The organism is Patescibacteria group bacterium (assembly GCA_020148145.1).
Taxonomy (GTDB): Bacteria; Patescibacteriota; Minisyncoccia; order Minisyncoccales; family JAHCRE01; genus JAHCRE01.
In genome coordinates, this window is the sequence record JAHCRE010000006.1 from 39,314 (window position 1) to 58,445 (window position 19,132).

Sequence of the window (19,132 nt, forward strand, 5' to 3'; positions counted from 1 at the left end):
GCTATTTTGGGAGTTCTAAGTATTCTGTTTCAATCAATACTTCCTGTAATTCATCAAGATTTTCTAAAACCATTCCTGCCCCCCTAACCATTGCTGTCATAGGATCATCAATAATTTTAGTTAGAATTTTTGTTTCTTTAGCAACTAAGATGTCTAATCCCCGAAGAAGGCTTCCTCCACCAACCAGATGAATTCCTCCGGACATAATGTCAGATAAGAGTTCGGGGGGAGTTTCCTCCACTGTGTTTTTAATTTCAGTAACAATTCGTCTTACCGATTTTTCTAAGGCTTTTCTAATATTTTCATCAGAAACTAAAATTTCCTCAGGTAAACCGGTAACTAAATTTCTTCCTCTCATGGCCATTTCCTTTTTTTCTTTTAAAGGATAGGCAGAACCAATACCAATTTTAATTGTCTCAGCCATTCTTTCCCCTAAAAGAAGTTTATATTCCTCCCGAGCAAAATGAATTATGTCTTTATTAAGTTTATCCCCGGCTATTCTAAGACTCTTGGCTATAACAATTCCACCAAGGGAAATTACTGCTACTTCAGTTGTTCCTCCCCCAATGTCGACAATAAAATTCCCTCCTGCTTCCTGAATTGGTAATCTTGCCCCAATCGCTGCTGCCATTGGTTCTTCAATTAAAAAAACTTTTCCCGCTCCGGCATTTTTGGCGGCATCTTGAACTGCTTTTTTTTCCACCTCAGTAACTCCACAGGGAACACCAACAATCACCCGGGGCCTAAGACTCAAAATAAATTTTCTTTGTCGAACCTTCTCAATAAAATACCGCAGCATTTGTTCGGTTACCTCAAAATCAGAAATTACCCCTGAAACAAGGGGTCTGGTAGCTACAATATGAGCAGGGGTTCGACCAACCATTTTTTTGGCCTCTTCCCCTATTGCTAAAATCTGGCCGGTTTTTTGATTAATGGCCACTACTGAGGGTTCAGAAATAACTATTCCCCGACCTCGAACGTAAACTAAAGAATTTGCTGTTCCTAAATCAATAGCAATGTCTTGAGAAAGGAAAGAAAAAAGTTTTTTTAACATATAATTTTCATTAGTTGACTTATTTTTATCAATCTTGCCTTTTTTTCGCTACGCTTTTTTATCTCCACTCTATTTTTAGATAAAGTTTTTTCACTTACTACTAATCTCTGGGGTATTCCAATCAAATCAGCCTCGACAAGCTTTTCTCCGGGGGTAACATTCTTTCTATCATCATATAATACTTCAAAATTCGATTTTCTCAAATTTTTATATAATCTCTCAGCTATTTTTCTTACTTTTTTTGTATTTTCAATTTGAATCAAGTGGAGAGAGAAAGGAGCTACTTCTTTTGACCAGATAATTCCTTTCTCATCATGATGAATCTCAACAATTGTTCCAATTAAACGGCCCAAGCCAATCCCATAGCATCCCATTTTTACTAATTGTTTTTTGCCATCTTTATCCACAAAATAAAGACCTAGGGCTTTTGCATATTTAGTTCCCAAGTTAAAGGTATGCCCTATCTCAATTGTATTTATTTTTTCTAATTTTGTTTTACACTCAGGACAAGGGTTTCCCTTCTTTACTTTGGCTACCTCTAAATTAACTGCGAAATTGCATTTTGGACAAAAAATCACTTTATCTTCTCCTACCTCGGCTGGGACCTGAAATTCATAAGTCTCAAATTCGGTAAAAGTTCCTCCCGAAGCCTCAGAAATTTCAGCCCTCAAGCCACATCTTCTGAAAATTCTCGAATAAACTTTAACTACTTTATCAAAGAAATTTCTTAAATCTTTTTCTGAACTATGAAAACTATAGAGATCTTTCATTATAAATTCCCTGGTTCGTAGAAGCCCACCAGTAGACCTCATTTCATTTCTAAATTTATTTTGAAATTGATAAAGATATAAAGGTAAATCTTTATAGGATTGAATCCGAGATTTGGCAATTTCAGTAATTACTTCTTCGGCGGTTGGGCCGAGGGCAAATTCAGCCTTGTGTCTATCTTTAAGTTTAAAAAGAGGGGGCTGCATATTTTGCCAACGATTTGTTCTCTGCCAAAGCTCTTTTGGTTGGAGCGTAGGCAAAAATACTTCCTGACCAGAAATTTCCTCCATCTCTTCCCGAATTATCTTCTTGATTTTTCGATGAACTCTCCATCCCAAAGGTAAAAAACTATAAATTCCTGAGGCTAACTGGGCAATAAAATCAGCCCTAGTTAAAAGTTTATGGGAAATAGTTTTGGCTTCTTTTGGTAATTCCTTTTTAGTTTTATAAAAAAGTTGAGATTGGCGCATTTTTTAAAATAGCCTGGATATCTTTTATTGTTACCCAAATCATTAAAGCAATTAATAAAGCAAAAAAGATAGTATTAATTCTTTGCTCAATCTTTTGATTTAACGGTCTTCCCCTAATTTTCTCAATCCCCAAAAAGAGAAGTCTTCCTCCGTCTAATGCTGGAATAGGCAAAATGTTAAAAAAAGCAAGGAAAATAGAAATCATTGCAAGGGAAGATAGAAAATAGTTTATCCCTTTTTGGAGTTCTCCAACCATTAATCGACTAATACCAACAAGGCCCTTAAATTCAACTTCTTCCACTCTTTCACCTCGGATTGCCTTTTTCAGGATATCGCCAAAAAGATAGGGTATTGAAATAGTAGTCTTGGCTGTAAGTAAAATTCCCTGAATCGGGGCCTTGGACCAGGGATAAAGTTTTAAAGCAGTTCTAATTAAAGCCACCCCCATTGGCCCCTCCCCTTCCGGAGGAGAAACTCGCGGAACCAAGGAGACCTCAAAGATTTCTTTCCCTCTTTGAATAGCTAGAGTAATTTCTTCTCCCTTATGGGCCTGAGTAAATTCAATCACCTCTTTTACTTTATCAGTTTTTAATTCTTGATCATTTCTCACAAGTTTTAAAATAGTGTCGCCAGATCTCAGGCCGGCAACTTCGGCTGGGGAACCAGAAGCAATCTTAATAATCTGAATTTTAGAATCAATTAAATTATGATTTGACTCATCTTCCACTGCTATTGGTAACCCCCAAATTCCAGCAATAATAGTTAATAAAATGGCAGAAATTATCCAAAAAGTAACTACTCCCCCGATAACAATTAAGGTTCTCTGCCAGATTGGTTTTCCACTAAAACTTGTGGGTTCTTTAATCCGCTCTTCTTCACCATAAAGCTTAACAAAGGCCCCAATAGGCAAAAGATTCAAAGAATAAATTGTCTCTCCTATCTTTTTCTTTAAAATTCTTGGCGGGATACCGATTCCAAATTCCTCAACTTTTACTCCAAATTTCTTGGCTAAAATAAAGTGGCCAAACTCATGTAGGGCAAGTAAAAAAACGAGGCTAAAAATAATAATAAGGATGTTAAAAACCATATTTAAAGAATTTTCGAACTATTCTTCTAATATCTCCTTTCTTTTCTTTTCCCCAATTTCTTTAACTTTTTCATTATAATCGTCAACCAATTTCTGAAGTTCATCCTTGGCTCGAAATTTATCGTCCTCTCTAATTTCTCCCTCACTAAATTTATCTTGAATTTCATCCCAAGCTTTTCCTCTCCAATGTCTAATAGTTTTTTTACATTCTTCTTGTTTTTCCGACAAAATCTTAAGCAAATTCTTTCTATATTCTTCGCTTAGAGGTGGGAGAGAAATTCGAATCGACTCTCTATCTACAATTGGAGCCACTCCTAATGGGGACCGAGAAATTGCTTTTACTATTCCTTCAAGATATGATTTATCCCAAGGCTGAATGATAATTTTCCGAGGTCCAGGAGAAAAAATTGCCCCAAGTTGCTTTAAGGGGAGTTTTTGGCCAAAACAATCAACTTGAATATTTTCAACTAAAGAAGGGGAAGCCCGGGTGGTGCGAATCTTAGCCAATTCCCTCTCTAAAAAATCAATGGTTTTATCTAACTCAGGTTTAATTCTTTCTAAAATTTCTTTATGAGTATTCATAGCTCCATTAGTAAATTCTCCAGGGCTAATCTCGGATTAACGTTAGTAGTGGATAGGAAAAAAATTGTATTTTGAATAAGTTTTAAGATGCTCTTTAGTTTTTTCAAAGAATATTTCTCAGATGGATGATCAATATTAGAAAATAAAATGTCTCTAAAATATCTTAGCCAGATTTCTAAAATTTCTTTTAAATTCTGAGGTTTTAAAGATAAGTCCTTGGCATACTGAAAACGGGAAACTAAATTAGAATTTAAAACTGAAATTAACTCTTTTAATCTTTTTTCTTGATTTTCTATTTTTTTTGGGTCTAAAAGAAAATCTAAGGCTTCTCCTGGCTTTCCTAAAGAAAGTTGGCTAATCTTTGAAGCAAATTTTTGGGAAACTCCCTGGGTCAAAAGATATTTTTCAATTTCTGCTCTTTTTATGGGATAAAATTTAATTTTTTGGACTCGAGAAAGAATAGTCGGTAAAAGAATCTCTGGATATTCAGTTATCAAAATCAAAAGAGTTTTACCCTTTGGCTCCTCAAGGGTTTTTAAAAAACAACTCTGAGCCTCTCGATTCATAAAATGAGCCTTGTCTATAATTGCTGACTTAATCGAGGCTGAATAAGGCTTTAATGCTAATTTCCAGGAAAGATCTCTTATCTGGGAAATTTGAATTTCCTTATTGATTGGTTCAATTAGTAAAACATCAGTGTGTTGTCTTTTTTGAATATCCTGACAGGATCTACAAATTTGACAGGGCCTCTTTGAAAATTGAGGATTTTGACAATTCAATAACTTAATAAATTCCAGAGCTATTGTTTTTTTTCCCAATTTTTCTTCACCATAAAACAAAAGACTATGGGAAATTCTTTCTAATTCTGCCGATTTTTTTAGAAACTTCCATTGTTTTTGATGGCCCAAAATCATTTTTTTGCCAATACACTTTTTTTGTAAACCTCCAAGTTTTTCAATACTATTCCTGTTCCTTTAGCAACGCAGAGTATCGGTTCTTCAGCTAAAAAGCAGGGAACGCCAGTGCTTTGAGAAATTTTCTCATCGATATTTCTGAGCAGGGCCCCACCACCTGCAAGAACCATTCCCTTATCCATTATATCAGCCGATAGCTCAGGTGGAGCATCTCTCAAAACCATCTTCACCGCCTGAGTAATTCCTGTTAAAACATCGGAAATTGCTTCACAAACCTCATTAGAGGAAATCTTAATGGTTTTTGGTAGTCCTAAAATCAAATCTCTGCCCCGAACTTCAAAAGATTTTTCTTCTTTTTCTGGTAAAGCTGTCCCAATTTTTATTTTTATTTCTTCAGCTGTCTGCTCTCCAATGGCTAAATTATATTTTTGCTTAATATAGTCTGAAATAGCGAGATCCATTTTATCTCCGGCTATCCTAATTGAATGCCAGCAAACTATTCCTCCAAGAGAAATTAAGGCTACTTCTGAGGTTCCGCCGCCAATATCAATAATCAAATGACCTGAGCAAGAATTAATAGGAATACCGGCACCAATAGCAGCTAAAATTGGTTCCTTAGCTAAATAAACCGCCTTAGCGCCGGAAGTCATCCCGGCCTCAATTACTGCTCTTCTTTCAGTAGAAGTAATTCCAGCTGGTACCCCAATCAATAGTTCTGGTTTTAAAAATCGAAAATATCCCATGGCTTTATCAATAAAATATCTTAGCATCGCCTGGGTCACTCGATAGTCAGCAATCACTCCATCTTTGAGAGGTCGATAAACTCTTAAGGTATCGGGGGTCCGACCAAGCATTTCTTTGGCCTCTTGACCCACTGCCAAAATTTTATTCTCAGAAAGGGTTACCGCTACTACTGAGGGCTCTCGCAAGACGATTCCCTTCTTAGGAATAAAAATTACCGAATTGCAGGTTCCAAGATCAATACCGATTTTTCTTAAAAACATATTTTTTAGGTTTTAACTCTTTTTATATCTGCTCCTAATTTTTGTAATCTTTGCTCTATTTTCTCATATCCCCTATCTATCTGATAAATATTTTCAATAGTAGTCTGGCCTTTGGCAATTAAACCGGCGATAATTAAAGAGGCTCCGGCTCGAATGTCCCAACTTTCGATTTTTCGACCTCGCAGAGAAGTCTTCCCAAAAACAAAAGCTCGGTGGGGATCAACAATCTCTATATCTGCTCCCATTTTTTTTAATTCTTGAATGAAATTAAATCGATTTTCATAAAGGGGGTCATGAACTAAACTCTTTCCTTTAGCCTGGGTTAAAAGAGGAGCAATAATTGGAAGCAAATCAGTTTGAAAACCAGGATAAGGAAAGGCCTGAACTCGGGTAGCCTTTAAATTCTGCGAAAAATCGCCAACCCTCACAAAATCTTCACCTCTTTCAAAATTAACCCCAATTTCCTCTAATTTATCTAAAAAGATATCTAAATGCTCAGGAATTATATTTTTGATTTCAATTTCCCCTGGAGTTACTGCTCCAGCAACAATAAATGTTCCAGCTTCTAAGAGGTCAGGGATAATTTTATGATAGGTGCCTTCTAACTTTTCAGTACCTTCAACAAAAATTGTATGAGTCCCCAATCCATCAATTTTAACTCCCATTTTTCTAAGAAATTCTCCTAAATCTTGGACCTGAGGTTCAGCTGCCGCCCCTTTAATAATTGTTTTCTCTGGTAATCTGGCTGCGGCCATCATTAAATTTTCAGTAGCTGTAACACTAAATTCTTTAAGAATAATTTCTTTGCTTTCGAGATTTTTTCCATTAAAAGAATAAAAATCACCTTCATTTTTAATATCTGTACCCAGTTTTTTAAGAGCTTTGAGATGAGTAGTAATTGGCCTTACCCCAATTCTGTCTCCTCCGGGATGAGAAATTTTAAACTTTCCAAATCTAGAAAGCAGACTACCAATTAACAAAACTGAAACTCTTGTTTCAGTTATAGGACCTTGAGTCATTTTTTCTGGATCTGTTTTTGAGCCTGCTTTAATTTTTACCTTTCTCTCATTTAACCAGGTAATTTCAACTCCCATGCTTTCTAAAATTTTCAACATTTTAAAGATGTCCTCAACCAAAGGCAGGTTATCAATGATAACTTCTTCATCAGTTAATAAGGCAGCTGCTAAGCAAGCCCCAGCTGCATTTTTATAGCCTGGTATCTCAACAACTCCTTCTAAAGAATTACCACCTTTAATAATAAATTTCTCTGGCATACTTTTATATCATAAATTAAAATTTAAAATTTAGCAAGTTTTTTTCCTAAAATCCCCGCTATTAAAACGAAAATTCCGCCAAAAATAAATAAAAAGCTATAACCTAAAAAACCAATAACCAATCCTGAAATTAAAGCCCCGAAAGCTATACCTAAAGGAGAAAAAATTGTATCAATAGCACCGGTTTCCTCGGGATACTCTTTCAATTTCTGAGAGATTAACCCACTTCTTCCAGAACCTGTCATCAGGGCACCCGCAGATTTCCCAATCATAATTAAAAGAACTGTGAAGAAGTTTAAAAAGGGAACTAAACTTCCGAGTAAAACCGAGAAGATTCCACAGAGTGAACCCCCACGAGAAATGCTCTCCTCGCTTTTTTGTTTTCCAACTCGTTTTATTACAAAAATAGAAATTGGCAAAAATACAAGAGAAAGTATTGAACCAAAGAGAAGTATCAAATTTTGTGACCAGCCAAAATCTTTTAAAAACAAAACGAAAAAAGCTCGATAAAATCCAACTAAAATTAAAACTGAAAGGGAAATTAAAATAAAGGGCAAAATAGCTCTACTTTTTATTTTTTCAAAAATTTCCAGATAATTTTGTCTTACCTGTTGAAATTTAAAACCTCTATCCACCAAATTCATTGCTGGTTTTCTTAGAAAGATAAGACAAAAAATGACAGTGAAAAGACATAAAATCAAACTTAAAACAAATACTCCAACGAAATCAAATTTCCAGATAAAAAAAGCACCAACTGCCGGGGCTAAAGCATCGGCATAAAAAGGGGAAGAATAAAACCAAGCAAAAGATTGATCAGGGCTTTGAAGGGGAAAGCCCATTAAAATTGCCCGAGAGGAGGCAAAAAACAAAGCAGCTGAAATTCCTAGAAGAATCTGCCAAAAATAAAACAAAATTTGATTTTGAATAAAAATCATTCCTAAAGAATAAACTCCATATCCTAAAACCCCAACTGTAACCAAAATAGCTGGATTTATTTTATGATTAAGAAAACCAACGAAGGGTGCAAAGATAACAATTGGTAAATAAATTAGAAGATAATTATAGCCCACCTCGGGTAGAGAAAAACCCCGGGCAACCAAAAATAAGGGAAAATATAAAGAAAAAAGTTTATATCCAAACATCAAAAGAAAATGGGAAATTGAAACATCTCTGGTAATCTTTTCAATTTTTGGAAAAATTGCCATATTGTTTATTTTAACAAAAAATAGACGTTTCAGCTAAACCAAAACGCCTTTTGTTCTTGCGTATTTTAAAGGACCAATGTATTAGAGATTGGCTAGTTTTTTCTGAACGCCTTCAATATGGAATTTAGCGCTCTGACCGGTAGCTTTTTCGTATTTCTTGTAGAGCTCAATCGCTTCTTTATATTCGTGTCTTGCTTCTTCAGCTCTTCCCAGTTTTACTAAAGCATCAGCTTTATTGTGTTTACCGTGGCCGGCCGTTCTATAGTCTTCTTTTTCTATAGCAGTCTCGTAGACTTTTTCGCATACCTCAACAGCTTTTTCGTAATCCTGTGCCCAGCGACAGAGAATGCTTCTTGTGTTCCAAATTGAAGGTATATCTGGAAATTCTTCCGTAGCTTTATCACTTACTTGCCAAGCTTCTTCTTTTTTTCCTAAAATCCAGAGCGCCAGCGGTAATCCATTCATTGCTGAAATTCTTGTTTTGTCTTCTGCTTTTTCCAGTACTGCCTTGAAGGTATTTTCTGCTTCCTCAAGATTCTCTGTCTTTTTGTCTTTTGGTCCCTTTATTCCTAGATAGTAATAGCTCCATCCCTTTATCCTATTAGCCTCTGTAATATCACTGTCTGTTACCAAAGTGGCTAAATTCTCGTCGATTGCATCGATTGCTTCCTGCCATTCTCCTTTGTTGTATAGCTGCTGTGCTTTTTTCAGTACTTCTTTCGCTTCCATTCACCTCACCTCCTTTTTAGATTTTTTCTTCTCCAAACACATTCTTTTTTACTTGTTGGATTCTTTCAATATCTCCAATTTCTTCAAAGTATCTTAGGGCTTTGTCTCCATATTCTTGGGTTTTTTGACCTTCGCCAATTTTTTTGTAACACTCCCCTAATCTAGCCCAAGTTAAACCAAAACCCCGCTGATCATTAGCTATCCCTCTAAATACCTCAGTCACCTGATAAAGCCAGATGGCTTTTCTTATCTCTCCCTGTTTAGACTCAACATAAGCTAAGTTCTGAAAAGCATCTCCTATTTCTTTTGGATTTTGACTGGCATCAATCAGTTCCCAAAGGGCTATTTTTGTCTCTTTTACCTCTTCAGGCGAGATGAGAATTCCTCCGTAATCTTTGCAAATATACAATTGAAACATGGAATAGCTATAGCCAATGGGGTCTTCTTTTCTAAGTTCAATTGCCGTTTTAAGTCTCTCCACTGCTTCATCGTATTTTCCCATTGCTTGCAAGATTCTACCTTGATAGTGGCGAATCAATCCTCTTAGAGGCTTTGCTTTATCTTCTGGAAGTAATTTGGTTTTCTCTTGAGCTTCTTTTAAAAGCTTTAATCCTTTCTCCCATTCGCCTTTGTGCTGCAGTTCTATTGCTTGATTAACTATTTCTCGTATTGCTTGCTCAGCTTTTTCCTCTCTATATTTATTTGTCAATTTACATACCTTCTTTGGTAAGTATAAGAAGTCTTTTAATTTTTGTCAAATTTTTATTGTTTACTATTAAATTTTGATTTAAAATTAAATAGAAGCTTTATGACTAAAAAAGCTCGGACAATTTTATTTTTAATTTGCCTATTTTTATTTTTAATATCTGTTCCTTTAATTGTTTTTTATTCTCAGGGCTATAGATTTGATTTTGATTCAAAAAAAATTGTCCAGACAGGGGCCTTTTATTTTAAGGTCTGGCCAAAGAGTGTTCAAATTTATCTCGATGGGAAATTAGAAAAGAAAACTGACTTTTTCTTTGGCTCAGCTCTGATTAAAGACTTATTACCAAAAAAATATGATGTTGAAATAAAAAAATCTGGTTTCCATTCCTGGAAAAAAATTCTTCAAATAAAAGAAAAGGAAGTTACTGAAGTAAAGAGTGTTTTTTTAATTCCCGAAAATCCCAAATTTACCATCTTAACTAAGGAAACCGAGAATTTCTTTTTCTCTCCTGATGAAAGAAAAATAATTTTAGAGGAGGTCGATGAAAAAGGTTGGAACTTAAAACTTTTAGAATTAGATCGAAATGTTAAAAGCCATCTTTTTGAAGAAAAAGATTTCTCAAAAGAAAAAGTTCCTGAAGTTGAGTTTTTAGATTTAGAGTATTCTTTAGATTCAAAAAAAATTTTACTTAAAACTAGAGAAAAAGAGAGAATAAGAACCTCGCCTTCGGCAAGAACCTTGATTCCTTCGGAATTAAAATATTGGATTGTTGATTTAGAAAAAATTCCGGTTAATTTAATCTCTCTTGATTTTTTGGGGAGGGATATTGAAAAAATTTCTTTTAACCCAAGAGATTCTCAAAAAATATTTTTTATAAGTAAAAATAGCCTTTTTGAGGCTAATTTTATAAAAAGAGAAACAAATCAAATTTTAGAAAATTTAATAACTTATGAAACTTCCGATAGAAATATATATTTGATTGACAATAATGGATTTTTTTTGAAAACTGACCTTTTAGGCCAAAGCCAAGAAAAGCTTAATTTAGAACCTCTTCCTTTAAAGGAAGAGGTTGAATATCAACTCTGCCTGAAATCACCAAGAACTTTCCTAAAAGAAAATGATATTTTACATATTTTTAATCCAGACTCAAAGAATTTTGAAAAATTTTTTGAATCAATTAAAGATTTTAAATTTTCTCCAGATTTGAAAAAAATGGTTTTTTTTAGTGATTATGAGATTTGGGTCTTTTTTTTAGAAGAAAAATATGGCCAGCCTCGGAAAAAAACCGGAGAAAGAATTTTTTTAACTCGGTTTTCAGAAAAAATCAGGAATTGCTTTTGGTATACTCCCCATTATTTAATATTTAATGCTGGGAGTGTCATAAAAATTGCCGAGATTGATGATCGAGACAGAATAAATATTGTTGATTTAGCAAACCTTCAATCCCCAGAGATATTTTGGAATGAGAGCAATAAAAAACTGTATGTTTTGAGTGATGGAAATTTATATGTTTCCGAAATGTTAATAAAATGAGGGAGTTATTTTTTGATATAAAAGTAGTGAAATTTTCTACTGCTGGATAAATAAAATTTATTTACCTTCACCTGTTTCACCTTGAGTTTCAATTATCTTTTTAAAATTTTCCCAACTAACATCTCCCTCTCCTGTCATCAAACAAATTTCTTTAAACTGACAGTATTGACACTGCCAATTCTCTGGCCATTCTGGAATTCTCGGGGGAATGATATTGGAATCAATTTTTGTTTTAAGGTCAGATAGTACTTTTAAAAGAGATTGGGCTCGATTCGAATCGTAATTAATCAAAAATTCTTTTAATTCTTGAGTGTCTTTATTAACATAAAGCAATATTCCCTTTTTAGGATCTAAATAATGAAGATAAAGTTGAATTTGATCAATATGTTCTTTTTTTGGCTGATTTAAATTTTTAAAAACCATGCTATTCATACTTTTAATATCAAGTATATACAAATCTTTGCCATCGCTAATTACTGCGTCGGCCCTTCCTCTGATTAATTCTCGGGGAGGAATATCTACTTCTGAAGCTACTACATGAGCCTCTTTCGTGCTAAGGAGAGGTTTCATGATAAGGCGATGAATAGAATCACCGTGATCAAACAACCTCAAAACCCTTGCCTCTATTTCTTCTCTGGGGACTTTTTTAAATTTAAAAAATATTGCTCGTGAGCATTTTCCAGCATCAGAAATATAAAAATGATGCTGTTCTCTATCTCTCTGTCTATCCAAATAAAATTTATTAATAAGTTCTTTTAACATAATGGTGTTATCTCTTCTGCCACTGAGGCGCTTTTCTTGCTCGTTTTAATCCAAATTTTTTTCTTTCTCTCATTCGGGAATCCCGAGTTAAGAAACCGGCTTTTTTTAGTCTTTTTCTAAAATAAGAATTAAAAAGAACCAAGGTTCGGGATATCCCGTGCCTTACCGCTTCAGCCTGGGAATGATATCCTCCTCCTTTTACCTTAGCTGAAATTCGAAATCGATCAAGACATTTCATTTTTTTTAAAGCGGCTTGAGCGATTTGCCGAAGTTCAAAGGTAGGAAAATAAATATCAAAAGGTTTTTCATTAACCAAAAATTTCTTTTCTCCTTTTGTGAAAAGGCGAATTCTAGCTACTGCGGTTTTTCTTCGACCAACTGCTTCAAAATATTTTTCTTTCTCAGGTTTAACCTTTGGTTTCTCAACCTTTTTTTTAATTTTTTTTGGCTTTCTCTTTTTAGTTGGCTTTTTCTTTCTGATTGTCTTTTTCTTTTTTATGGTTGACTTTTTAGTTTTGGTCTTTTTCATAAGATTTTAATATTTTCAATCTTTTTATCTGTTTTGCCCTTAATTTATTCTTGGGCAACATTCCAAAAACTGCTTTTCTTAGAACTTTAGCCGGATTCTTTTTAAAAAGTATTTTCAATGGAATTTCTTTCAAGCCTCCAATATATCCTGAATGACGATAATATTTTTTCTGCTCAAATTTTTTACCAGTTAATTTAATCTTTTCAATATTTTTAACAATCACAATATCTCCCATATCTTTTTGGGGTAGGAAATCTCTTTTATGCTTACCACGTAATAAAATTGCAATTTCAGTAGATAGCCTCCCGAGAATTTTTCCAGTGGCATCAATTGTGTGAGTCTTACGCTCCATTATCAAAATAAAATTTTATTTAATTAGTTCTATTATTGCCATCTTCGCCCCATCCGATTTTCTAGGTCCTAGTTTTATAATCCTTGTGTAGCCTCCACCCCTTTCTTTGTATCTCGGAGCAATATCCTCTATTAATTTCTTAACTAATTTTTTTGGAAAAAATCTCAATAATAATCTTCTTGAAGATAGATCTCTTTTTTTAGCTTTAGTTATAAATTTCTCCAAAAATCTGGAAACTTCTTTAGCCTTAGTCTCGGTTGTCTTAATCTTTTCATTTAAAATGAGGGCTCTAGCCAATGATTTTAACAGGGCTTTACGTTGATTGCTTTTACGAGAAAATTTCCGGCCAAGTTTGCGTTTTTTCATTGTTTAAGTTCTAAGTTTAGTTTTTTTAGAACTTTTTTTATTTCTTTCACTCCCTTTTTGCCCATCCCTTCCAGTTTTAATAAATTTTCTTCACTCTTTCTTAAAATTCCACTGATAGTTTTTATATTATTTTTTAACAAAGCATTTTTAGTTCTGATGGAAAATTTTAAATCCTCTACTTTAACTTTAAGTTTCTCAATTTTTTCTTCTTTTTTCACTGGATAGACTTCCTTTGGTTTAAAGGCTTGACTAAACATGGTAAAATGCTGGTTTAAAATTTCTGATGCCCGGTAAAACGCCCATTCAGGAGTAATTGTCCCATCGGTCTCAACTTCCAGGATTAACCGATCAAAATCAGTTCTTTCTCCAACCCGCATATTTTCTACATGAAAACTCACGTTTCTAATGGGAGTAAAAACAGCATCAAGGGTAATCTTTCCTATTTCCAATTTTTCCTTTTTCCTTAATTCTCGGGAAACATATCCTAATCCTTTTTCAATTTGGATTTCCATTTCTAATTCTGATTTTTTATCTGTTAAAGTAGCAATCAGAAAATTCTTGTTGACTAATTCAACCTGGGAAGGTAACTGAAAATCAGAACCTAAAACTTTTTTTTCTCCTTTAACTCTCAAAAATCCTCTCTGGGGTTCATCGGTGAAGATTTTAAATCTTAGTTGTTTCAGATTTAACATAATAGTAATCATGTCTTCTAAAGCACCAGGGATTGTTGAAAATTCATGTTCAACTCCCTTAATCTTCACTTGAGTAACGGCCGCTCCCGACAGAGAAGAGAGTAAAACTCTCCGGAGAGAATTACCAATGGTCACCCCATAATTAGGATATAAAGCCCTAATTTCAAAACGGGCTCGATTTCCTTTTTTTTCAATAATTTTTGGCTGAAGAGGAAGAGAAATCATAGTGGTAATACAAAGTTAATCGCTCGCCCTCTTCCAGCCTTACGGCTGGCGGTCGCCTTCGGCGACCTTCGGGCTCGCTCTTTAAAAACCCTCGGTTTTTAATATTTTCCTATACGGGGAAACCGAAGGGTTTCCCCGACCCCCTTCCGATATTTCAACGAGATCCTGTTATCTTGAATAAAATTCAAAAATTGCTGATATTTCCGCTGGGGGCACAGTTTCCTCAAGAGAAGGTTGACCTATTACTTTTCCTTCTAATTTTTCGACATTTAATTTAAGCCAAGAGGGGGGTTGGTATTTTTTGAGTTTCATCTTGAGATTTTTAAAAAAAATCTTTTTAAAAGAAGATTGAGAGATATCAATCACATCTCCTTTTTTAACTTGATAGCTAGGGTAGTTAACTTTTCTTGAGTTTATCCTGAAATGACCGTGACTGACAAGTTGACGAGCTTGAGACCTAGAGCCGGTCAACCCTAAACGAAAAATTACATTATCTAGACGGCTTTCTAATTTCTTAATAAGAGAAGATTTAGCATCTTCTCTTCCCCGTCTATCCAGGACTTCTAAAATATATTTTTTAAATTGCCTTTCTCTCAAGCCATACCAATTTTTTAATTTTTGTTTTTCCCTTAGTTGTTGTGCATATTCAGAAGGAGCTCTAGTTCTTCTTTTTCTTTTTTGACCTGGCGGATAAGGTCTTTTTATCATTGGACATTTTGAAGTAAGACAACGTTCACCTTTGAGAAACAACTTCACTCCTAGCCTTCTACATATTTTACATTTTGAATTTTGCATAATATCGGGGGGTCCCCGAAATTTGCAAAAGCAAATTTGGGGTATTATTTAGACTCTCCGGGCTTTTGGGGGCCGACAGCCATTATGAGGAATTGGGGTTACATCTTTAATTGAAATAATATCTAAGCCTCGAGCGGCTAAAGATCTAATTGCTGATTCTCGACCAGAACCTATCCCTTTTATTAAAACCCTCACTTTTTCTATTCCTAATTTTTTAGCTCTCTGAACCATTGCCTCAGCTACTTTAGAAGCAGCAAAAGGTGTACCTTTCTTTGTTCCCTTAAAACCAATATTACCGGCACTGGCCCAAGAAAGGACATCTCCCCGGGGATCGGTAAGGGTTATTATAGTATTATTATAAGAAGAGGAAATATAAATTTTCCCCTCGTTAATCTTTTGAGGGGCTCGGATCTTAACTTCTTTTCTTAATGCCGCTTCTACTCTTTCTCTTTCTTTTAGGAGCTCCTCTTCAGTTTTTTTGATAATGCGTTTTTTTCCCATAATTTTAGCTTTTTAGCTTCTTAGCTAGTTAGCTTATTAGTTAAAAAAAATTAAAAATTCTTGAAAGTATTTTATTGGGAAAATTCCTAAAAAGCTAATAAACTACAGTCTAATAAGCTACAGCCTAATAAGCTATTTTACTTCGGTGTTGGAGGTGGTCTCCTTCCCGATCCCACCGTCTTTCTGACATTTCCTCTAACTGTCCTGGTATTAGTTTTGGTTCTTTGTCCTCTAACTGGTAGTCCCTTAATATGCCGAATTCCTCGCCAGCTACCTATATCTTTTAATCTTTTAATATTCATCATTCTCTCCCTTTTAAGTCCTCCTTCAATTTTGTAATTCTTTTCAATAATTTCTTTAAGTTTACTAACTTCTTCAGAGGTCAATTCTGAGGCTGATCTCCCCGGTTTAATTCCGGCTTCAGCTAAAATTCTTCTACTCAAAGGAGGACCTATTCCATAAATATAGGTCAGGGCTATTTCAATTTGTTTTTTCTCTGGTATATTAATACCAGCAATTCTTGGCATATTTTTATTCTAGATACTTGATACGATTTTAAAAATTTACGCACAAATTTCTTCGTGGTGACAGTCACCTTTTTTCAAAGCGAGGGAACCAATTTTTGAACCCTTAGCGAGACTATAATTTTTAGAGACGTTTAGCCGACTTGCGGCCATGGTTTCGCGAGACGAAGAGCAAGGCGGCGTAATACGAGTCAATTTTTCCCGGTGGGAAAAATTGACGTACTCTAAAAATTAGCTTCTCGAACGCCTATCCTTGGCGTTGTTTATGTTTAGGATTTGAACATATCACATATACTCTTCTCTTACGCCTCACAATTTTGCATTTTTTACAAATTTTTTTAACTGATGGCCTAACTTTCATATCATTTTCCTCTATAAACTATTCTCCCTCTTTTTTTATCATAGGGAGTTATTTCTACTGTTACCCGATCTCCCGGTAAGACCTTAATTCGATAAAGTCTTAATCTTCCAGCTAAATGGGCAATTATCTCTGAGTCATCATCTAATCTCACCCGAAAATGGGTACTGGGCAGAGCTTCCAGAACTATTCCAGTTTTTCGGAAAGTTTTCTTAGATTTAGGCATTAGGTAATTTTTTAGAATAGCAAATTACTTAGATTTAGTCAAGATTTAATTTTATCTCAATTTTCTCAATATCTTCTGGGGTAGTCTTAACCCAAAAGGGCCAGAATTTAAGCCTTACTCTAGTAATCTTGGGTTGATCTTCCAAATGTACTTGAGTCTCGGCTAATAATTTTCCTCTTAGAGCTCTCTTTAGAGAAATCACATCAATATCTGAATAAATTTTAGCTGAGAATTCTAAATTTAGAGAAATTTTCTCTGACTCCCAATCTATTGACTCTAATGAATAATCTATTTTTAGACTATCCTCTTGGAATTTTTTATCTTGGGGGAGACGAGAAAGAATAAATTGTTCAGCAAAATAACCAAGATCAGGTTTTTTAAATACTAAGGCCTTGGATTTAATTCTGACCTGAAAATTAAAAGATTGAGCCTCGGCTCCGGCCTCAACTGAAGAAGAAGTATCGACAATTTTTTCTTTTAAAGTTTCGTCTAATAGAATGAAATCCCCACCAATTTTGTTTTTTAAAGATTCTTTAGTCTCGGTGAATAATTTCTCAACCAAAGTATTTTTTGCTCTTTCTAAATCTTCCTCGGTAACCTTGAAGGTTTCTCCTTTGAAACCACCAGTCATTGGAGAAGAAGATTTACCATAAACACTATAATATTGAGGAAGGCCAAATAGGCCAGGGATAGAGAAAGTTGAAGGCTCGATATTATATTCTTCCCCCGGTTGATCGGCTATCACTTCAATATCAATATGGCCTTTGGCTGGTAAAAATATAGTTTTTTTTGAACGAAAGTATAACACTTTTTCCAAAGGAGGCTGAAAACGAGTATTGACTACTAAGGTCTGGGCGAGATGATAATTATTAAAAACTCGAATTTGACCTTTAGCTTTCTCTTCTTTTAAAATCTTGCTTGAAGATGGAAATTCTTGAGAAAAACTTTTTTCTAATTCAAAAATTTCTCCTGAAATAACCTTTGCCCCAAAATCAGATTGATTAACTCTTGAATCAATGGTAATTTTTTCCTTAAAATTTAAAACCTCGGTCTCTAGCCAAATCTCGATTTCTGCTTTAGAGAGAGTAAGAAAGCAAAAAAATCCAATCGAAATCAAAGTAGCTAGAGTGATTATTAGGCCTTTTTTAAAGGTGCTTTTCTGCAAAATGGGAATACTGGCCCGATATTTTATAGGACGTTCTATCTCAATTTTTTTCTCAATTTTCTTCGGTGGGACAATATCAAAAAATTTTTTTGGCATATTATTATGATAGGCAAATTAAAATTGGGGCAGTATCTTGAGGACTATTTAAAATCTGACTTTTATCTTCGATACCTCTCAAATCTTTTGGTAAAACTAATTTTACCTTAGGTTGAGAAATAAAGGGAAAATCTTCCCAATTCCCTCTTTCTAAAATCTCTTGAATTTCAGGTATTTGACTTCCTCCCCCAAAAAGCAAAAAGTTCGATGGTAATAAACTTTTAGTATTAATCAAAGAAATTTTTTTAAAAGTTTCCTTTAAATTTTTGAACCAGATTTGGAGATCTTCAAAAAAAATTCCTTTAACTCTTTTTCTTACTCCCCAAGACAGCATTCCCCGAGAATAGCTGTGTTTCAAGGCCCTGGCACTTCCTAGGCTTAATCCTAAAATTTGAGAAAGTTTTTTAGTGAAATCAATTCCCCCACCTTTAAACTGGGAAATTCCTTCTAGTTTTCCTCTCTTAAATAAAAAAGTTTGGGTCAATTCTCCTCCTACATCAAGGAAAATAGCATTTTCTTTCTTATTTTCAAAAGATATTAGACCTTCTGATTGATGAACTATTTTCAAGATTTTTAAATTTAAATCTTTAAAAATCTTTTTTATATTTTCTAAATAATATTTCGGTGAAAAGGTAGCTAAAATTCTAAAGTCTAAATTTTTGCCTCCCAATTCTAGAACAGAAGGGACTTCATATCCATCAATTTTTATTTCTAGAATTTTTAGATTACAAAAATGAAGATCTTCAGATAAGATTCCAAGTTCTTGGGCAATTTTTTGGGAAAGTTCTTTTTTGGCTTGATTTAAAACTTCTTTTAGAATCTGGCTTTCTTCACTCTTTCTAATAATTTCTTTAGGATTTTTTCTTTTGAGATTTAAAAATAAAATCTCTCCTCTTAAAATATTAGCTGGCAAAGAAAGTAAAAGAGAATTTATCTTTGTCTTGGCTTGAGTCTGGGTTTTTTTGATTGCAATTGATAAGGCTTTTTTTATTGTGCTCTGTTCAAAATCTCTGGAATCCCAAACGCCTAATTGGTCAAAGTATTGAGTAGAGGCTCCGAGGACAATAATTTTCTCACTTTCCTTTCCGCCATAGCCTGCCGGGTGGACAGAAGTGGAAAAAATCAAGGCTTTTATGGCTTCAGTGCCAATATCCAAAGTTAAAAAATGCTCTTTCTGTCTTTGTTTTGGTTTTAAAGAGTCAATCTTCATTTTTA

23 protein-coding genes are annotated in these 19,132 nt (G+C 34.3%); 1 reads left to right on the top strand and 22 read right to left on the bottom strand.

The window, feature by feature from the left end; translation table 11 throughout:
- Window position 1 precedes the first annotated feature (1 nt).
- From KJA15_00545 to KJA15_00590, 10 genes are all read right to left on the bottom strand, one after another.
- Window positions 2–1,054 (bottom strand): rod shape-determining protein, encoded by a 1,053-nt coding sequence (locus KJA15_00545; GenBank protein MBZ9571814.1) that lies wholly within the window; start codon window positions 1,052–1,054, stop codon window positions 2–4.
- Window positions 1,048–2,292: a proline--tRNA ligase gene (gene proS / locus KJA15_00550; GenBank protein MBZ9571815.1), complete on the bottom strand. Its 1,245-nt coding sequence runs from the start codon at window positions 2,290–2,292 to the stop codon at window positions 1,048–1,050. Before proS ends, KJA15_00545 begins: the two co-directional genes overlap by 7 nt.
- A complete protein-coding gene (locus KJA15_00555; protein ID MBZ9571816.1) occupies window positions 2,267–3,379 on the bottom strand; it encodes a site-2 protease family protein in 1,113 nt (370 codons plus the stop codon). The genes proS and KJA15_00555 overlap by 26 nt, the downstream gene beginning before the upstream one ends.
- 18 nt (window positions 3,380–3,397) lie before the next feature.
- Window positions 3,398–3,961 carry a ribosome recycling factor gene (frr, locus tag KJA15_00560; GenBank protein ID MBZ9571817.1) on the bottom strand — a complete coding sequence of 188 codons (564 nt, stop codon included), beginning with the start codon at window positions 3,959–3,961 and terminating at the stop codon, window positions 3,398–3,400.
- Window positions 3,958–4,875 (bottom strand): hypothetical protein, encoded by a 918-nt coding sequence (locus tag KJA15_00565; protein ID MBZ9571818.1) that lies wholly within the window; start codon window positions 4,873–4,875, stop codon window positions 3,958–3,960. Before KJA15_00565 ends, frr begins: the two co-directional genes overlap by 4 nt.
- On the bottom strand, window positions 4,872–5,879 hold the full coding sequence (locus KJA15_00570; GenBank protein ID MBZ9571819.1) for a rod shape-determining protein: 1,008 nt from the start codon (window positions 5,877–5,879) through the stop codon (window positions 4,872–4,874). The genes KJA15_00565 and KJA15_00570 overlap by 4 nt, the downstream gene beginning before the upstream one ends.
- Before the next feature lie 5 nt (window positions 5,880–5,884).
- Window positions 5,885–7,153, bottom strand: a complete 1,269-nt coding sequence (murA, locus tag KJA15_00575) for a UDP-N-acetylglucosamine 1-carboxyvinyltransferase (protein ID MBZ9571820.1) — start codon at window positions 7,151–7,153, stop codon at window positions 5,885–5,887.
- A gap of 23 nt (window positions 7,154–7,176) precedes the next feature.
- Complete coding sequence (locus KJA15_00580; GenBank protein MBZ9571821.1) at window positions 7,177–8,358, bottom strand: MFS transporter; 1,182 nt, start codon at window positions 8,356–8,358, stop codon at window positions 7,177–7,179.
- Window positions 8,359–8,439: 81 nt separating this feature from the next.
- Window positions 8,440–9,087 carry a tetratricopeptide repeat protein gene (locus KJA15_00585; protein ID MBZ9571822.1) on the bottom strand — a complete coding sequence of 216 codons (648 nt, stop codon included), beginning with the start codon at window positions 9,085–9,087 and terminating at the stop codon, window positions 8,440–8,442.
- A 16-nt stretch (window positions 9,088–9,103) separates the two neighbouring features.
- Window positions 9,104–9,796 carry a tetratricopeptide repeat protein gene (locus KJA15_00590; protein MBZ9571823.1) on the bottom strand — a complete coding sequence of 231 codons (693 nt, stop codon included), beginning with the start codon at window positions 9,794–9,796 and terminating at the stop codon, window positions 9,104–9,106.
- 99 nt (window positions 9,797–9,895) lie between these two features.
- Here KJA15_00590 and KJA15_00595 point away from each other — a divergent pair, with 99 nt between their 5' ends.
- A complete protein-coding gene (locus tag KJA15_00595) occupies window positions 9,896–11,326 on the top strand; it encodes a hypothetical protein (GenBank protein MBZ9571824.1) in 1,431 nt (476 codons plus the stop codon).
- 57 nt (window positions 11,327–11,383) lie between these two features.
- On the opposite strand, the gene KJA15_00600 is transcribed toward KJA15_00595, so the two are convergent.
- The 12 genes from KJA15_00600 to KJA15_00655 form a co-directional block, all read right to left on the bottom strand.
- The gene (locus KJA15_00600; GenBank protein MBZ9571825.1) at window positions 11,384–12,088 is read right to left on the bottom strand and encodes a PD-(D/E)XK nuclease family protein; all 705 of its coding nucleotides are present in this window, start codon (window positions 12,086–12,088) and stop codon (window positions 11,384–11,386) included.
- Window positions 12,089–12,095: 7 nt separating this feature from the next.
- Window positions 12,096–12,617 carry a 30S ribosomal protein S9 gene (gene rpsI, locus KJA15_00605; GenBank protein MBZ9571826.1) on the bottom strand — a complete coding sequence of 174 codons (522 nt, stop codon included), beginning with the start codon at window positions 12,615–12,617 and terminating at the stop codon, window positions 12,096–12,098.
- Entirely contained in the window at window positions 12,598–12,969 is a 372-nt protein-coding gene (gene rplM / locus KJA15_00610; protein ID MBZ9571827.1) for a 50S ribosomal protein L13, read from the bottom strand. The genes rpsI and rplM overlap by 20 nt, the downstream gene beginning before the upstream one ends.
- A gap of 15 nt (window positions 12,970–12,984) precedes the next feature.
- Window positions 12,985–13,335, bottom strand: a complete 351-nt coding sequence (gene rplQ / locus KJA15_00615) for a 50S ribosomal protein L17 (protein MBZ9571828.1) — start codon at window positions 13,333–13,335, stop codon at window positions 12,985–12,987.
- Window positions 13,332–14,261, bottom strand: coding sequence for a DNA-directed RNA polymerase subunit alpha (locus tag KJA15_00620; protein MBZ9571829.1), 930 nt, complete (start codon window positions 14,259–14,261; stop codon window positions 13,332–13,334). The genes rplQ and KJA15_00620 overlap by 4 nt, the downstream gene beginning before the upstream one ends.
- Before the next feature lie 159 nt (window positions 14,262–14,420).
- Window positions 14,421–15,047 (bottom strand): 30S ribosomal protein S4, encoded by a 627-nt coding sequence (gene rpsD / locus KJA15_00625; GenBank protein MBZ9571830.1) that lies wholly within the window; start codon window positions 15,045–15,047, stop codon window positions 14,421–14,423.
- Window positions 15,048–15,095: 48 nt separating this feature from the next.
- Window positions 15,096–15,548 (bottom strand): 30S ribosomal protein S11, encoded by a 453-nt coding sequence (rpsK, locus tag KJA15_00630; GenBank protein MBZ9571831.1) that lies wholly within the window; start codon window positions 15,546–15,548, stop codon window positions 15,096–15,098.
- 137 nt (window positions 15,549–15,685) lie between these two features.
- Entirely contained in the window at window positions 15,686–16,075 is a 390-nt protein-coding gene (gene rpsM / locus KJA15_00635; protein ID MBZ9571832.1) for a 30S ribosomal protein S13, read from the bottom strand.
- 244 nt (window positions 16,076–16,319) lie between these two features.
- A complete protein-coding gene (rpmJ, locus tag KJA15_00640) occupies window positions 16,320–16,433 on the bottom strand; it encodes a 50S ribosomal protein L36 (protein MBZ9571833.1) in 114 nt (37 codons plus the stop codon).
- Window position 16,434: 1 nt separating this feature from the next.
- Window positions 16,435–16,656, bottom strand: a complete 222-nt coding sequence (gene infA, locus KJA15_00645; protein MBZ9571834.1) for a translation initiation factor IF-1 — start codon at window positions 16,654–16,656, stop codon at window positions 16,435–16,437.
- Window positions 16,657–16,690: 34 nt separating this feature from the next.
- Window positions 16,691–17,917: a hypothetical protein gene (locus KJA15_00650; protein ID MBZ9571835.1), complete on the bottom strand. Its 1,227-nt coding sequence runs from the start codon at window positions 17,915–17,917 to the stop codon at window positions 16,691–16,693.
- 4 nt (window positions 17,918–17,921) lie between these two features.
- Entirely contained in the window at window positions 17,922–19,127 is a 1,206-nt protein-coding gene (locus KJA15_00655; protein MBZ9571836.1) for a hypothetical protein, read from the bottom strand.
- Window positions 19,128–19,132: the final 5 nt, after the last annotated feature.

Bases quoted from the DNA above. Each gene is read 5' to 3' on its own strand.
- KJA15_00545 (MBZ9571814.1), bottom strand. From the start codon at position 1,054: ATGTTAAAAAAACTTTTTTCTTTCCTTTCTCAAGACATTGCTATTGAT.
- rpsK (MBZ9571831.1), bottom strand. From the start codon at position 15,548: ATGGGAAAAAAACGCATTATCAAAAAAACTGAAGAGGAGCTCCTAAAA.
- rpsM (MBZ9571832.1), bottom strand. From the start codon at position 16,075: ATGCCAAGAATTGCTGGTATTAATATACCAGAGAAAAAACAAATTGAA.
- KJA15_00565 (MBZ9571818.1), bottom strand. From the start codon at position 4,875: ATGATTTTGGGCCATCAAAAACAATGGAAGTTTCTAAAAAAATCGGCA.
- KJA15_00595 (MBZ9571824.1), top strand. From the start codon at position 9,896: ATGACTAAAAAAGCTCGGACAATTTTATTTTTAATTTGCCTATTTTTA.
- KJA15_00650 (MBZ9571835.1), bottom strand. From the start codon at position 17,917: ATGCCAAAAAAATTTTTTGATATTGTCCCACCGAAGAAAATTGAGAAA.
- KJA15_00600 (MBZ9571825.1), bottom strand. From the start codon at position 12,088: ATGTTAAAAGAACTTATTAATAAATTTTATTTGGATAGACAGAGAGAT.
- rpsD (MBZ9571830.1), bottom strand. From the start codon at position 15,047: ATGCAAAATTCAAAATGTAAAATATGTAGAAGGCTAGGAGTGAAGTTG.
- infA (MBZ9571834.1), bottom strand. From the start codon at position 16,656: ATGCCTAAATCTAAGAAAACTTTCCGAAAAACTGGAATAGTTCTGGAA.
- KJA15_00555 (MBZ9571816.1), bottom strand. From the start codon at position 3,379: ATGGTTTTTAACATCCTTATTATTATTTTTAGCCTCGTTTTTTTACTT.
- KJA15_00655 (MBZ9571836.1), bottom strand. From the start codon at position 19,127: ATGAAGATTGACTCTTTAAAACCAAAACAAAGACAGAAAGAGCATTTT.
- frr (MBZ9571817.1), bottom strand. From the start codon at position 3,961: ATGAATACTCATAAAGAAATTTTAGAAAGAATTAAACCTGAGTTAGAT.
- murA (MBZ9571820.1), bottom strand. From the start codon at position 7,153: ATGCCAGAGAAATTTATTATTAAAGGTGGTAATTCTTTAGAAGGAGTT.
- proS (MBZ9571815.1), bottom strand. From the start codon at position 2,292: ATGCGCCAATCTCAACTTTTTTATAAAACTAAAAAGGAATTACCAAAA.
- rpsI (MBZ9571826.1), bottom strand. From the start codon at position 12,617: ATGAAAAAGACCAAAACTAAAAAGTCAACCATAAAAAAGAAAAAGACA.
- rplM (MBZ9571827.1), bottom strand. From the start codon at position 12,969: ATGGAGCGTAAGACTCACACAATTGATGCCACTGGAAAAATTCTCGGG.
- KJA15_00570 (MBZ9571819.1), bottom strand. From the start codon at position 5,879: ATGTTTTTAAGAAAAATCGGTATTGATCTTGGAACCTGCAATTCGGTA.
- KJA15_00585 (MBZ9571822.1), bottom strand. From the start codon at position 9,087: ATGGAAGCGAAAGAAGTACTGAAAAAAGCACAGCAGCTATACAACAAA.
- rplQ (MBZ9571828.1), bottom strand. From the start codon at position 13,335: ATGAAAAAACGCAAACTTGGCCGGAAATTTTCTCGTAAAAGCAATCAA.
- rpmJ (MBZ9571833.1), bottom strand. From the start codon at position 16,433: ATGAAAGTTAGGCCATCAGTTAAAAAAATTTGTAAAAAATGCAAAATT.
- KJA15_00580 (MBZ9571821.1), bottom strand. From the start codon at position 8,358: ATGGCAATTTTTCCAAAAATTGAAAAGATTACCAGAGATGTTTCAATT.